The sequence below is a fragment of the Klebsiella sp. C349492 genome (assembly GCF_042055345.1).
In the GTDB taxonomy this organism is placed as follows: domain Bacteria; phylum Pseudomonadota; class Gammaproteobacteria; order Enterobacterales; family Enterobacteriaceae; genus Klebsiella; species Klebsiella scottii.
Window position 1 is genome coordinate 13,744 of record NZ_JANQCE010000001.1, and the last position, 14,743, is coordinate 28,486.

The following is a 14,743-nucleotide window of genomic DNA, read 5'->3' on the forward strand; positions in this document are numbered from 1 at the left end:
ACCGTAATTTCCGGCCGGCGGCGGATATTACGCCCGGCGATGGGGAGCTAATAAATCCCCTAATCCGATGCGCTGTAAAAACTCTTTGCGGATGCGATCGGCGACCGCATTGACAACGACGGCGCCATCGTCCGACGGATCGACATGCAGCCGGAACGGGCGTTTCCCGAAGGGCATATTGACGATATCGACCATGGCGGCGGCCACGTCGGCGACGTTTGCATCCTCCGGCTCGCAGGCGGCCAGCCCTTTCAGCGCTTCCTCACCCAAACCGGCGGTTGGCCCGGCGTCGGTATATTCACGCTCGCGCCCGGCGTCGGCTGGTTTGCCGGAATGCAGGAAGTGGTTGGTGCCTGTGGTAAACGCGCCGGGCACAATAATAGAGGATTCGATTCCCCAGCGCGCCAGCTCCGCAGCGTAGCTGACCGCGACCGCGTCCATCGCCGCTTTTGCCGCAAAGTAGGGGGCCAGATACGGCGGCGTGCCGCCGCGGGTGCTGCTGCTGCCGACCCACAGCAGCAGACCCTGGCCCTGTTGGCGCAGCTGCGGCAGGGCGGCCCGGTTGACCCGCTGCGTGCCCAGTACGTTGATGTCGTAAAGCTGCGCGAACTGTTCCGGCAGAAACGCTTCCGTCGGCCCGTACGCCATATGCCCCGCGTTATGCACCACTACGTCCAGACGGCCCTGGCGGGCGATAATTTGCGCAATAGCCGCGTCGGCGGACGCCTGGGACTGGACGTCCAGCTCGATGGTGCGTAAATCGACGCCGTTCTGCCTGGCGTAATCCTGCGCGCTCTGCACCTGGCGAGCGTTACGTCCGGCGGTGTCGCGCATGCTGGCATAGACAATGTGTCCGGAACTGGCGAAAGCGCGGGCAGCAAGCGCCCCGAAGCCGCTGGAAGCGCCGGTAATCAGAATGACCTGTTGCATGATGTGCTCCAGAATAGCGGGCGGCGATGCCGCCCGGGCAATGTTAAAAGCAAATGCCGAAATTAAGCGAAGCCGCCGTTAACGCGGATCACCTGAGAGTTGATCCAGCTGCCGTCCGGGCCGGCCAGCGCGGCAACCGCGCCGGCGATCTCTTCCGGCGTGCCGATACGCTCCAGCGGCGCCAGTTTGGCGATGGCGCTGATTTGCTCCTCGCTTTTGCCATTGAAAAACAGATCGGTACCGGTCGGCCCCGGAGCCACCGCGTTAACGGTGATGTTGCGGCCGCGCAGTTCATTCGCCAGCACGTGCACCAGGCCCTCCACGCCCGCCTTGGAGGCGATGTACGGACCGTAGGCCGGGAAGGATTTGGCGATCACGCTGGTAGAGAGCGCAATAATGCGTCCCCCGTCACTCACCGCTTGCGCCGCGTTTGCCAGCACGAGGAAGGCGCCGCGCAGGTTGGTGTGAATGACCTTGTCAAAATCAGCCAGGCCATCCGGGGTGATTTTTGCCATCGGCATGATCCCGGCGCTGTGCACCACCACGTCCAGCTGACCGGTCACGGTCTTCGCTGCGCTGAACAGGCGGCTGACGTCATCTTCGCTGGCGACATCGGCTTGTATGGCAACGGCGCTTCCCCCGTTGGCAATAATGCTCTGCACGGCCTCGTCAGCGGCGCTCGCGTTCCCGGCGTAGTTAATGATGACGGTAAAACCCTCCTGCGCCAGGCGCTCGGCGATGGCGCGACCGATACCGCGGGATGCGCCGGTAACAAGGGCTGTTTTATTGGTTTTGCTCATGGTGTTCTCCGGAGGTTGATTGTTTATCCGTGCTGGCACGGGTTGATAGAGATATTAATGTTTTCTTATGAGAGATAAATGGGGGTATTTTGATATGATAATTCCATTAAAATTAATAATAGGTCGCGTGAGAGGTTTCAAATGGATAAGTTCGACACTTTGCTGCTCTTCACCCGCATCGTCGAGCTGGAAAGCTTCAGCCTGGCGGCGGACAGGCTGGGGATCCCCAGAGCCACCGCCAGCAATGCGATAAAAGCGTTGGAAAAAAAGCTGGAGTGCCGGCTGCTGGAGCGGACAACCCGCCACGTGCGAACGTCGCTGGACGGTAAGGCTTTCTACGAACGCTGCGTGCATATTCTTTCTGAACTCGACGACGCCGAGTCTTCTCTACGCCACTCCGTTGCGCGGCCGCGCGGTATTTTGCGCATTGACCTGCACGGCGCTCACGCAACGCGGATTGTTCTGCCGCGTATTGATGAGTTCCACGCCCGCTATCCGGATATCGAGCTGGTTATCAGCAGCGGCGATCGGCTGGTCGATCTGGTGCGTGAGGGAATTGATTGCGCCGTTCGTGCGGGGAAACTGCATGATTCATCGCTGATTGCGCGCTATTTGGTCACCATGCCGCAGGTTATCTGCGCCAACCCGGAGTATCTGCTCCGGCACGGCACGCCGCGCTCACCCAACGATTTGCTGTCCCACCAGTGCGTGAATTTTTTCTCTACCAGCCGGGGAACGAACTATCCGCTTGAGCTTATCGTTAATGGCAAAATACAGAGCTATCAGCTCAAAGGCTGGATGACGGTAAACGATGCGGAGAACTACGTCATTTGCGCGCTGCGCGGCGCGGGGCTGGTACAGCTTCCCCGCTATCACGTCGCGGATGCTCTGGAAGACGGGCGGCTGGTGGAGGTGCTTGGCGGATGGCAAAGTCCGGGAATGTCGCTTTCAGCGCTGTATCCGCAGCACCGGCAGCTCTCGCCGCGGGTCAGGGTATTTATCGACTGGCTGAGTTCCCTCTATAAAGCGCATTTTCCCGAGGCGGGATAATTATCCCCGGCTGGGGGTAAACCACGCCCTGGCAGCAATCCAGAAAGCTCGTGTATTGCCGCGTTTTGCTTTCAGCTCTTGAATCTCGGCCTGTTTTTTGGCATTAGGATACGGCTTCGGGAGGAGGGGGAAGTCCACGAGGGTGAACCTGAAAAAAGGGATAATCAACCGCCAGAATGCCCCCCCCAATCGGCGCGGGGTAAATAAAACTGATTTGAGCGGCCTGTCAGCAACCTTATTCATGTTTAATTAAAAAATGTGGCTAAATAAGATTGGTAAGAATGATTCAGCGTAGCTAAATTCACGGCTTGAACCAAAAAATTAACCGCTGTTTTCGCCCTCGGCGGCAGAAGACACGCACCTTATAAATATGATTCGTGGTCAGTGTTGAGTTTCAGAATACCCTCTGGCGGGCATGGTCAAACTGGGCGCGGACGGCTCCCGCTCGGGCTGAAACCGCCGGCAGCAGTTTTATAATAAATAGCTTAATCGCGGCATTATTAAATAATAAAGGAGTCAGTTCTACTGAATTAATTAGTCATGCATTGCGGGCGCTGGTATTAGCTGCGCAACTGCGTTTCGCCAGCTGTTTTGATTTTTTTTGACTTTAAATAGCCGTAATACGCATAAAGGTCGGGATTGATTTTGTTAACCGTCGGTTATAGTGTTTTTAAAAATTAGCATTCACAAAGTTGTTTCTCCGCTTATTTGCGGAGCTTTTCTGGAACATCTCGTTTCCGTTATTGCCAGGGGTATTATGCGTAATCAATCCGCTTTGTCGTCGCCTGCGGCTGACGGCAGTTCGTCTTTTTTTGATGTTTTCGCTGCTGCTCACGCGCTGAGAGAGGAGCTGGATGCGCTGGCGGTGACATCCGATCTCCGCAGTGACTATCAGCAGGCGCGGGAAAAACTGCGGCAGTCTGGCCTGCTGGCACTGCGGCTGCCCCGCGCCGCCGGAGGGTTCGGCGGCAGTCAGGCGCAGGCGATCGCCGTCAGCCGCATTCTGGCGCAGGCGGACGCCGGCATCGCCCAACTGCTTCAGCCCCATTACGGTTTTACCGATGCCATTTCCCTGCTCTCCTCGGATGAGGCGCAGCGCGTGCTGTTTCAGGACCTCCTGAACGGGGAGCGTATCGCTAATGCCGCCAGCGAGCGGGGCGGTAAACATTCTGCCGACTTTTCCACCACGCTGCGTCGCGAAGGCGACGATCGCTACCGGATCAGCGGACGTAAATATTACGCCACCGGGTCCATTGGCGCGCGCTGGATCACGGTGATTGGCAAACATCAGAGCGGCGGGCAGGCACTGGCCTTTATCCGCACCGATGCGCCGGGCGTCACGCTGATTGACGACTGGAACGGACTGGGACAGCGCGGTAGCTCCAGCGGATCGTTGATTCTCGAGAACGTGGTGGTGTCAGCGGATTATGTCATCCCGGTATGGGACGCGGAGCATCGCGGCGTGGCCTGGCATGAAAGCGGACGCCTGATCCACGCGGCTATTGACCTGGGCATCGCTGAGGGCGTTATCCAGTGGGGGTTACGGACGGTCGCAACGGATAAACGTATTCCGTTTGAATCGCCTTATCCCTCGCTGGCGGAAGATCCGGTGCTGCAATATCAGGTTGGCGTGCTGAGCGCGCGCGTTTTGTCGACGGCCGCGCTGCTGGAGAGCACGGCGCGGCTGCTGGATGAGGTGCAGCAGGGCGATGCCGCAAAATTACCGCAATTGCAGGCGCAGCTGGCAGCAACCAAGGCGCTTGCTGCTGAAGTCGGCCTGGCGGCCAGCAGCGACGTTTTCTCCTGGAGCGGCGCGCGCGCCGCCGACCGCTCGCTACGACTTGACCGTTACTGGCGCAACGTGCGCACCCATACCCTGCACGACCCGGTTCGCCTGCGCTATCAGGAGCTGGGGCGTAGCCAGATATTCCGCTTTGTTGAATCCTCTGTCGATCGGGAGTCTCGTTCATGAGCGCATCGCGCCCGCTAATTTTTAACGCTTTCGAAATGAACGGCGTGGGCTACTACGCCCAGGGAAGCTGGACTCACCCGGATTCGCAGCGTCATCGCTATAAAGACCTGGATTACTGGGTGGAACGCGCGCGCTTTCTCGATAGCGCCGGTTTTACCGCGCTGTTTTTTGCCGATGTGCTGGGCGTCTATGACGTTTACCGGCAGTCGCCGGTTCCCGCCATTGAAGGGGCGGTAGATTTTCCGCTGAATGATCCCTTTATGGTGATCCCGGCGATGCTGGCGGTAACCCAAAACCTCTCCTTCGCGGTGACGGCATCCACGACCTATGAACACCCGTTTACCTTTGCCCGCCGCTTCGGCACCCTCGATCATTTGGCGAAAGGGCGAATCGGCTGGAACGTGGTGACGTCCTATCTGCCGAATGCGGCGCGCAATTATGGCCTGCCGGATCAACTGCCGCATGAAGTGCGTTACGCGCGGGCCGAAGAGTTCCTGACGGTGTTCTATAAACTGCTGGAAGGGAGCTGGGAGGAGGACGCGGTGCTGTACGACAAGGCCGCGAAACGCTATGCGGATGCCGACAAGGTGCATCGCATCAACCATCAGGGGGACTATTTCTCCGTACAGGGGCCTTCGCTGACGGAACCGAGCGTACAGCGCACGCCGGTGATTTTCCAGGCCGGGGCCTCGGCACGCGGGCTTGCCTTCGCGGCTCGTCACGCTGAGGTGGTGTTCGTCAATGGCATGAACCCGGATGCTCTGCGCAGCAACGTGGATAAGCTGCGCGCCGCCGCCGTCGCGGCCGGCCGGGCGGCGGATTCCATTAAAGTGCTGACGGATCTTTCCGTGGTCATCGGCCGTACCGAGGCGGAAGCAGAACAAAAAGCGGATCTCATTCGCGCCGCGCAATCGCCGGAAGCCCAGTATGCGGCATTTGGCGGCGCCAGCGGCTTCGATCTCTCCCGCTATGGCGATGACGACACGCTGTCTGCCGAACCGCATAACTTCTCCCGTTCTGAATCGGCACGCTTCACCAGCGAAAAAGCCCGTCCTGACAGCGTGGGCGCCATCAGGCAGCGACTGGTGAATTTGAGCCCCTACGCTCCCACCCTGGTGGGCACGCCGGAAAGCATTGCCGAGAGCATCGAAAAGATTGCTCGTCTCACCGGCGTGGACGGCTTCAACCTGCACGAGTTTGTCAGCCCGCACGATTTTATCGAATTCGCCGAACAGGTGCTGCCGGCGCTGGCGAAGCGCGGGCTGTTCCTGCCGCCGGGAAAAGAGTCATCCTTGCGCAACCGGCTGTTTGGCAAGGGCGATCGGCTGAGCGTCCCCCACCCGGCAGCGGACTTTCGCGGACGTTTTACAGCGCAAAATAACAACAATGATTTGAAGGGGTAATGACATGATAGCACCAGCAAAAGCATCGACCGTTGTCCTGGCGGGAGCCATTCTGGCTGTGGGGGCAGCTAGCGCTGCGCCAATCCCGGCGGTAGAAAACCTGAAAGCGCCGGAGAAAACCATCACCCTCAATTACTTTGGCGGCGCGGTCCCGGCGGAGCGCGCCAACAAAATTATCGCGGCATTTGAGAAACGCTACCCAACGATTAAAATCAGCTACCACGCGGTGCCATTCAACAGCTACAACGAAACGCTCGGCGCGCGATTTGCCCAGGGTAACGTGGATATTTTCGACATCGACCAGCCGCAGAGCGCCAGCTACGCGGTACGCGGCTGGGAAGCCGATTTGACGGATGCGTTCGCCGCGAAACGCCAGCTGATCGACCCGCCTGCGCTGAAAGAGTCCACCATCAACGGTAAGTTACTCAACCTGCCGTACCAGATTGGCACCACCTTCCTGTATTACAACAAAAACGTGCTGAAGCAAATCGGCGTGGCGTACCCGTCCAACAAGGCGGGGGAAGCGCCGACCTGGGAATGGGTGGAAGCGACGGCCCGCAAAGCGGTGGCAGCGAAAGCCTCGTCTTACGGCGTGACCTTCTCCACCCCGGATATGTATTACTACCTCCAGCCGCTGGCGGAATCCCTTGGCGGCGGAACCGGCATCAAAGGCGAGAAACAGCTCACGCCGGACGTTAACAATCCCGGATGGGTGAAGGCCCTGGGCTGGTATGGCAAATTGTACGCCGATGGCCTGTCGCCGCGTGGCGTGCGAGAAACGGCGCTGGCCTTCGCCAACGGCGACAGCGCGTTCTTTTATGGCGGCATCTGGAATTCGCCAACGATTACCAAAAATGCCGACTTAGATTTTGGGATCGCCACCGCGCCTAAGTTTAAAGATGGCCAGGACGCTACCACCAGCGGCGGCTGGGCGTTAGGCATCAGCGCGCTTTCCAGCCCGGAAAAACAGCAGGCGGCCGCCTTATTCCTCAACTGGTATCTGTTTGGCGAGAACGGCGGTTTTATCTCTGCCGATCCGCAAACTGAAAACGTTCCGACCACCGAAGCCACCCGCGCCGTATTCTGGAAAAATCCGACCTACGCCGATCCGCGGCTGAGCGGTTTGCAGGATATTTTGACCTGGCAGGCCCAGCATTCTGCCCGTATTCGTCCGCAGACCGTGGGCGGCGCGGAGTTCACTCAGCTGATGGGGGCGGCCATTGGCGACATCATCAACGGCGCCGATGCGCAGAAAACGCTGGACGCGACGAATGCCAGACTGAAAGCCGCATGGAGAAAGTATCAGTGACCAGCAGGGCTGCCCGCCATGAAGCGCGCGCCGCGCTGTTATTGCTGACTCCGGCGCTGGCGCTGCTGCTGTTACTGCGCATTATTCCGACCGGGCTGGCGATTGTGGAGTCGTTTTATACCTCGGTGCCGGGTAGCGTGATCCCGCCGAAGTGGGTTGGCTGGCAGAACTATCTCGATCTGTTTGAAGACCCCGGCTTCTGGGATTCCGTGTGGCGTACGCTGCTGTTCGCCGCGCTGGTCAATCCGCTGACTATGGTCTTCGCCCTGTTTCTCGCCTGGCTGCTGACGCGTAACGTGGCGTTGACCGGCGTGTGGCGCACCCTCGCTTTTTTGCCAACGGCTCTGCCGCTGATGGGGACCACGGTGGTGTTTGGCGTGCTGCTGCGCCCGGAAGGGGTGGTGAACAACCTGCTGGCGCTGGCGCACCTGCCCACCAGCGGCTGGTTTACCGACGTCGATGGCGCGATGGCGGCTCTGGTGATCTTATCCACCTGGACGGCGGTAGGTTACTGGATGATCTTCCTGATTGCCGCCATCCGCGACGTGCCGCAGGACTACTACGATGCGGCGATGCTGGATGGCGCCGGAGAATGGCGGCAGTTTGTCAATGTGACGCTGCCGCTGATCCAGCGGCAGCTGCTGTTCGTGCTGACGGCCAGCACGGTATGGAACTTTATCCTTTACGCCCCGATCGGCGCCCTGACGAAAGGCGGCCCTCAGGGCTCCAGTAACTTTCTTATGTACGACATCATTACCCGCTACTACGCCCTGAGTTCGCCGGGATCGGCGCTGGCGGAGATGACCATCTTATTTGTCTTAATGGGGATCACGGTATGGCTGCAATTCAGGCTGTTGAACCGGATGAGAAGCGCGCCGTGAGGCGTCACGTCGTCCTGCGGCGTCGCCAGCTGCGGCGGGTGATCGCCACCTGCATAGCGTTGCTGATTTCGCTGCTGTTTGCCGTGCCCTTTGTCTGGCTGGTGGCTTCGGCCTTCCGCCCGGTGACGGAGACCTTCCAGGCCCACGTGGATTTGTGGACATTCATACCGCGCCGCTGGACTCTGGAAAATTTTACCTCGGCGTTCAGCCGGGGATTCGCCACCAACTTGTTTAACTCGCTGTGGGTGACCGGCGTTTCGGCGCTGGTGGGCACCGCGCTGGCGATTCTCGCGGCTTTTCCCCTGGCGGTGATGCGTTTTCCGGGGCGTGACTGGCTGTTTGTCACCGTGGTGTTCGCCTTCATGATCCCTTTTGAAGTGGTGGCGCTGCCGTTAACCACGGTGTTTACCGGGATGGGACTGGCTAACACCCTGACGGCGCTGATTGTTCCGGGGCTGGTGCACGGTCTGGCGATTTTCAACCTGCGCCAGTTCTTTTTGAGCATCCCGCGCGAACAGCTGGAGGCCGCGCTGCTGGATGGCGCCTCCTGGTGGCGCATTCTTCTGCAAATTTACCTGCCGCTGGTGCGCCCGGCGGTGATTGGTACGGCAATGATTCTGGCGATGGCGCAGTGGAATGCCTGGCTGTGGCCGTCGCTCATTATCACCGACAACAGTAAGCAAACCGGCGCCGTGGCGATGGGGTTGTCGGATTCGGCCTATACCCAGGACTACGGTCTGGCCTTTGCCGAAGTCTTTATCCTTGCGCTGATCCCGGCGCTGCTGATCTTTTTCGGTCAGCGTTCATTTACCCGCTCGCTGAGCCACACCGGCGGCAAATAATATGCTGAATGCAGCAGGAGAATAGCATGACACAACGCGTTGAATTCCTTGATGAGCGGCCGGACCCCAATACCCCCTGGACGCCGCCCGAAAACCGTTTCAAGCGGTATGACTATAACCGGGTCGGCAACAGTGGTCTGGTGGTTTCGCCCATCGCGCTCGGGACCTGGTACAACTTCGGCGACGACACGCCGTTCCAGAAGCAGCGCGACATCGTCCGTTTTGCCTTCGAGAACGGGATTAACCATATTGATATCGCCAACCAGTACGGTCCGCCGCTGGGCGCCGCCGAAGAGAACATTGGCCGCATCCTGCGTAAAGATTTCCGTTCGTACCGTAATGAGCTGGTGATTGCCACCAAAGCGGGCTGGCCGCAGTGGCTCGGGCCAAACGGCCGTCTCGGCGGTAAAAAGCACCTGCTGGGCAGCATTGATGAATCTCTGGAACGTCTTGGCCTCGATCATGTGGATATTTTCTATTCCCATCGCTATGACCCGGATACGCCGCTGCATGAAACCATTGAAGCGCTCGACGCCCTCGTCCGTCAGGGGAAGGCGCTGTATGTCGGCATCTCGTCCTATTCGGCGCAGCGTTCCCGCGAGGCGCTCAGCATTGCTAAAGAGCTGGGGACGCCGCTGCTGGTCAATCAGTCATCATACTCGCTGCTTAACCGCTGGATTGAAGACGAACTGCTGAGCGATCTTACGCAGTCCGGCGCGGCGGCTATTGCCTTCACGCCTCTGGCGCAGGGGCTGCTGGCCGATCGTTACCTGCAGGGGTTTGAGGTGCAGCGCGCGCAGCACCGGACTTATATCAGCGCCGAGGCGCAGTCTGAAGACAACCTTCGCCGCCTGCGCGGGCTGGCGGCTATCGCGGCGGAACGCGGCCAGACGCTGTCGCAGCTGGCGATCGCATGGACGCTGCGGGACCCGCGCGTGGCTTCGACGCTGGTGGGCGTATCCAGCAAAGAGCAGCTGGCTGAGAATCTGAAAGCGCTGGATAACCTGGTCTTCAGCAGCGATGAGCTGGCTCTGATCGACAACTTTGCGGTACACGATGGCGGCGTCAATCCGTGGAAAATTTCGTCCGAACTGTAAGAGGAATATGACGTGGCTGGTCAGCAATATGATGTGGCGGTGGTAGGGCTGGGCGCGATGGGGGCCGCAGCGCTGTGGCGCCTGGCGGAGCGGGGGGTGAGGGCGATCGGCATCGATCGGTTTACTCCGCCTCACGATCTCGGCGCGACCCACGGTCAAACCCGGCTGTTCCGTACCTTCTGCCTTGAGCATCCTGCGCTGGGGGAGTATGCCCGCTTATCCCGTAGCCTGTTTCAGCAGCTGGAACTCCACGCGGGAGAAAGCCTGCTGTCGGTAACGGGCGGCACCATTATCGGCCGTCGCGATTCGCTGGCGGTCAGCGGCACGCTACGGGCCGCAGAACGGCTCGGCGTCGCGCTGAACGTGTGGACCGCCGCGGAGCTTGCGGCGCGTCAGCCGCAGCATCTCGGGTTACGCGCTGATGATGTGGCCGTGTTTGATGCGGAAGCGGGCGTGGCGAACCCGGAAGGCTTTATTCGCGCGGCATTGCAGCGCGCTGAAGCGCTGTCGGCGCAGGTGCTGACGCAGGTGAGCGTCGAGGCGATAGAGGATGACGGCAACGGAGTGCGCATTGCTACCTCGGCAGGGGACGTACGGGCCGATCAGGTCGTGCTGGCGAGCGGGGCGTGGCTGGCGCGCTTTGCTGCCGATCTCCCGCTCGATCCTGTTCGCACGGTGATGACCTGGTTTGATGTCGCGCCTGGTTACGGCCTGGCTGAGTTCCCGGTGTTTGTGCGTGAAATTCATCCGTCGCTCACCCTGTGGGGGCACGGCGCTTTACCCGGCGGGGCGGTGAAGCTTGGTCTGGGAGATATCGGCGTACCTCGTCGCGCGCTCGACCCTGACTATATTGACCGGCATATCACCCGTGAAGATACCGCCGAGCTGCGTCAGGCCGTTAGCCAGTGGCTGGGAGGGATTCATCCGCAACCGGCCAGCGCCCGTCCGTGCATGATCACCCGTACGCCCGATGCGCAGTTTATCGTCGGGCGCTACCGGAAAAACGTGCTGGTGGCCGGCGGTGACAGCGGTCATGCCTTTAAACATGCCCCGGCTATCGGCGAGATCATTGCCGCAGAGGCGCTTGGTAAGACGGTCGAACTCGACACGGCGTTTATTGCCCCACAGCGGTTTTTATAACAACAGAGAGTACTATGGGACAATTAGAATTACGGGGCGTGGGGAAAACTTTCCACGCTCAGGGAGTGGTACAGGATATCGATCTGACCATTGACGCCGGCGAATTTGTGGTCATTGTCGGCCCGTCCGGCAGCGGCAAATCCACGCTGCTACGGATGATCGCCGGTCTTGAAGATATCAGCACCGGTGAGATGTTCCTGGATGGTCAGCTGATAAACGATACCCTGCCGCAGGAGCGCAGTATCGGCATGGTGTTCCAGTCTTATGCCCTGTACCCGCATATGACGGTCGCGGAGAACATGGCATATAGCCTGACGCTGGCGAAGCGGCCGAAAGCGGAGGTTGCCCGGCGGGTTAGTGAGGCGGCAAGTATTTTACAGCTCACCCCGCTGCTGGAGCGCAAACCTGCGATGCTGTCCGGCGGACAGCGTCAGCGGGTGGCCATTGGCCGCGCGCTGGTGAAAGAGCCGGCCCTGTTTCTGTTTGATGAACCCTTATCCAATCTTGATGCCGCTCTGCGCGTGGAAATGCGCGTTCAGATTGCTCGCCTGCATCAAAAGCTGCGTTCGACCATGATTTACGTCACCCACGATCAGGTGGAAGCGATGACGCTGGCAGATCGTATCGTCATGATGTCATCGGGACGTATTGCCCAGGTAGGGACGCCGTTGGAGCTGTACCATCATCCGGCCACGCTGGAAGTGGCGACCTTTATCGGATCGCCGCGAATGAATATCCTGCCGGTGAAAATAGAGGAGGGCAGCGAGCAGGGCATTAAGGTTCGTCTGCCCGGCGATGTACCGCTGCTCGTGACGGTGGATGGTCGTCATGCCGTGGCGGGTGAGCAGGCATGGCTGGGCGTGCGTCCAGAACATTTACCCTCAGAGGAGATCCCCGGACCGCAGCTGGACGCCTTGCTGGTGTTGATTGAAAATCTGGGCTACGAGACATTGCTCTATTACCAGATTGAAGGGGTAGATGAGCCGCTGATACAAAGAGTGCCTGGAGAATCGCAGCGCAAAGTCGGCATGACGGTACGGCTGGGCATTAGCAGCCGCCATGTTCAGCTGTTTTCGGCCGGCGGTAGGGCCTATTCCAGACTGTAAAGCGGCAAACCAGCCCACTGAGCGTAGTTAGCGACAAGAATAGCTACATGTCGGGAGAGGAGGTTGGCCCAGCGGGTATCCCCAGAAAATGATGTGCGACGAAAGGGAAGAAAGCGCACGGCTTTACCGGCAAGAGATGATTGGATAAACGCGTCTGGTATTTCTCAAATAAGACTTTTCTTTGCTGGTTTTTGCATTTCAGCATTACTGTATACATTGGTATTCTTTTCTGGTTCCATTTTCATCGCAGACCAAAGGATTCAGCTGAGTGCGGTACTTCGCCTCCTGAAGCCGCTATTTCATGAGCCGGAGCTGTATTACCTATGTTGAATCTGATAATCAAACGTCTGATGCAGGCATGCGTGGTGGTTTGGTTAATGGCGACGCTGGTCTTTTTCGCCCTGCACGTTATTGGTAGCCCGGTCGATATTTTATTGTCTCCCGATGCCACCGAGCGCGATCGGCAGCAGCTGATTGCTGAACTTGGACTTAATCTTTCGCTGTGGCAACAGTACGGGCTTTTTTTACAGGGCCTCCTGCACGGTGATTTGGGACGCAGCTACGTCTTTAATCAGCCCGCTCTGACGCTTATTCTGCAGCGCTTCCCGGCCACGCTTGAGCTGGCGGTCAGTGCGACTTTGCTGGCTATTATTATCGCCTTGCCGCTCGGTCTTTATGCGGGGCTAAAACCGGATAGCGGGCTGTCAAAAACCATTATGGCGGGCAGCATCCTCGGCTTTTCTCTGCCGACGTTCTGGGCGGGTTTGCTGCTGATTATGTTTTTCTCGGTCGGTCTGGGATGGCTGCCCAGCGGCGGACGCGGCGAGATGAAAACCTTTTTGGGCGTTCAGTGGTCTTTCCTGACCGGCGATGGATTACGCCACTTATTACTCCCGGCCATTAATCTGGCCTTATTTAAAACCGCCCTGTTATTGCGTCTCACCCGCGCCGGCGTGCGGGAGGAGATGTCAGCGAATTATATGCGGCTGGCCAAAGCGCGTGGGTTATCTGAGTTCAGAATGACGTTTGTCCACTTATTAAAAAATATTGTGATTCCCCTGATCACCGTGGTGGGAATGGAGTTCGGTTCGGTTATCTCTTTTTCGGTGGTCACTGAGACAATATTTGCCTGGCCCGGCATGGGCAAACTGATTATTGACAGTATTAATATGCTCGACCGGCCGGTTATCGTCGCCTATCTGATGATCATCGTCACCCTTATTGTTGTTATAAATCTCGTCGTGGATATTCTCTCATCGCTGCTTAATCCGCGAATCAGAATAAATGCGGGAGCAAATGCGAATGGCTGAGGCAAATATGGTGATAGCGTCGACGCCGCAGCGCAAACAGGGCATACGGCAATTTTTAAGGCGCTACTCGCGTTCAAAAAGCGCGTTATTTGCTGCGTTGTTGATAGGGCTGATTATTATTGCGGCCTTTGCCGCGCCTCTGCTGGCTCCGCAAAACCCTTACGATCTTCAGCAGCTCAGCATTATTGACGGGCAGCTGGCGCCGGGCGCACAGGGCAGTTCCGGCATCCTGTTCTGGCTGGGCAGCGACGATCAGGGGCGGGATATGCTATCGGCGATACTGTACGGACTGCGTATTTCGCTGGGCGTCGGTTTTGTTTCTGTTTTTTTCGCGGCCATTATCGGCGGGTCCCTGGGGCTGCTGGCTGCCTATCGCGGCGGTAAAACCGATGCCTTCATTATGCGGCTGGTGGATTTGCAGCTCTCCTTTCCGGCCATTCTGGTGGCCTTAATGCTGCTGGCTTTCTTAGGCAAAGGTATCGGTAATGTGGTGCTGGCGCTGGTTATTGTTGAGTGGGCGACCTACGCCCGGGCCACGCGCAGCACCGCGCTTGTCGAAAGTAAGAAAGGCTATATTGAGGCCGCGGTCTGCCTTGGGCTGCCTTTACATCGCATTCTGTTTCGCCATCTTCTGCCGCAATGTTTGCCACCGCTGATTGTGATTTCCACCGTACAGGTAGCGCGGGCGATTGCGCTGGAAGCGACGCTCTCCTTTCTGGGGTTGGGCGTGCCGGTGACGGAACCGAGTCTCGGCTTGCTTATCGCCAACGGCTATCAATATATGTTATCGGGTGAATACTGGATCTGCTTTTACCCCGGCATTGCGCTGATGGTGACCATCGTCGCGATTAATATAGCAGGGGATCGCCTGCGGGACGTGCTCAATCCATGGGCACAATAAAC

Annotated in this window: 13 protein-coding genes and 1 pseudogene; 11 read left to right on the forward strand and 3 right to left on the reverse strand. The window is 58.6% G+C overall.

Going from position 1 to position 14,743, the window contains the following annotated elements:
• Window positions 1-27: 27 nt before the first annotated feature.
• Window positions 28-930: an SDR family NAD(P)-dependent oxidoreductase gene (locus tag NWP14_RS00100; RefSeq protein WP_375214537.1), complete on the reverse strand. Its 903-nt coding sequence runs from the start codon at window positions 928-930 to the stop codon at window positions 28-30.
• Between the two features lie 62 nt (window positions 931-992).
• The gene (locus tag NWP14_RS00105; RefSeq protein ID WP_375214538.1) at window positions 993-1,730 is read right to left on the reverse strand and encodes an SDR family oxidoreductase; all 738 of its coding nucleotides are present in this window, start codon (window positions 1,728-1,730) and stop codon (window positions 993-995) included.
• Window positions 1,731-1,871: 141 nt separating this feature from the next.
• Here NWP14_RS00105 and NWP14_RS00110 point away from each other — a divergent pair, with 141 nt between their 5' ends.
• Window positions 1,872-2,780 carry a LysR substrate-binding domain-containing protein gene (locus tag NWP14_RS00110; protein ID WP_375214539.1) on the forward strand — a complete coding sequence of 303 codons (909 nt, stop codon included), beginning with the start codon at window positions 1,872-1,874 and terminating at the stop codon, window positions 2,778-2,780.
• A 15-nt stretch (window positions 2,781-2,795) separates the two neighbouring features.
• On the opposite strand, the pseudogene NWP14_RS00115 reads toward NWP14_RS00110, so the two are convergent.
• Window positions 2,796-2,888: pseudogene (locus NWP14_RS00115) on the reverse strand (integrase); the annotation flags it as partial.
• 649 nt (window positions 2,889-3,537) lie between these two features.
• Here NWP14_RS00115 and NWP14_RS00120 point away from each other — a divergent pair.
• From NWP14_RS00120 to NWP14_RS00165, 10 genes are all read left to right on the forward strand, one after another.
• Entirely contained in the window at window positions 3,538-4,752 is a 1,215-nt protein-coding gene (locus NWP14_RS00120) for an acyl-CoA dehydrogenase family protein (RefSeq protein ID WP_346431117.1), read from the forward strand.
• Window positions 4,749-6,155, forward strand: coding sequence for an NtaA/DmoA family FMN-dependent monooxygenase (locus NWP14_RS00125; RefSeq protein WP_375214540.1), 1,407 nt, complete (start codon window positions 4,749-4,751; stop codon window positions 6,153-6,155). Before NWP14_RS00120 ends, NWP14_RS00125 begins: the two co-directional genes overlap by 4 nt.
• 4 nt (window positions 6,156-6,159) lie before the next feature.
• Window positions 6,160-7,464, forward strand: a complete 1,305-nt coding sequence (locus NWP14_RS00130) for an ABC transporter substrate-binding protein (protein WP_375214541.1) — start codon at window positions 6,160-6,162, stop codon at window positions 7,462-7,464.
• Entirely contained in the window at window positions 7,446-8,345 is a 900-nt protein-coding gene (locus NWP14_RS00135; protein WP_095101193.1) for a carbohydrate ABC transporter permease, read from the forward strand. The genes NWP14_RS00130 and NWP14_RS00135 overlap by 19 nt, the downstream gene beginning before the upstream one ends.
• Window positions 8,300-9,187, forward strand: coding sequence for a carbohydrate ABC transporter permease (locus NWP14_RS00140; RefSeq protein ID WP_095101195.1), 888 nt, complete (start codon window positions 8,300-8,302; stop codon window positions 9,185-9,187). Before NWP14_RS00135 ends, NWP14_RS00140 begins: the two co-directional genes overlap by 46 nt.
• A 26-nt stretch (window positions 9,188-9,213) precedes the next feature.
• A complete protein-coding gene (locus NWP14_RS00145) occupies window positions 9,214-10,284 on the forward strand; it encodes an aldo/keto reductase (protein ID WP_375214542.1) in 1,071 nt (356 codons plus the stop codon).
• Window positions 10,285-10,296: 12 nt separating this feature from the next.
• A complete protein-coding gene (gene solA / locus NWP14_RS00150) occupies window positions 10,297-11,424 on the forward strand; it encodes an N-methyl-L-tryptophan oxidase (RefSeq protein WP_346431119.1) in 1,128 nt (375 codons plus the stop codon).
• A 14-nt stretch (window positions 11,425-11,438) separates the two neighbouring features.
• Complete coding sequence (locus tag NWP14_RS00155) at window positions 11,439-12,530, forward strand: sn-glycerol-3-phosphate ABC transporter ATP-binding protein UgpC (protein WP_346431120.1); 1,092 nt, start codon at window positions 11,439-11,441, stop codon at window positions 12,528-12,530.
• Between the two features lie 323 nt (window positions 12,531-12,853).
• The gene (locus NWP14_RS00160; RefSeq protein WP_375214543.1) at window positions 12,854-13,840 is read left to right on the forward strand and encodes an ABC transporter permease; all 987 of its coding nucleotides are present in this window, start codon (window positions 12,854-12,856) and stop codon (window positions 13,838-13,840) included.
• Window positions 13,827-14,741: an ABC transporter permease gene (locus NWP14_RS00165; protein WP_375214544.1), complete on the forward strand. Its 915-nt coding sequence runs from the start codon at window positions 13,827-13,829 to the stop codon at window positions 14,739-14,741. The genes NWP14_RS00160 and NWP14_RS00165 overlap by 14 nt, the downstream gene beginning before the upstream one ends.
• The last annotated feature ends 2 nt before the right edge of the window (window positions 14,742-14,743 follow it).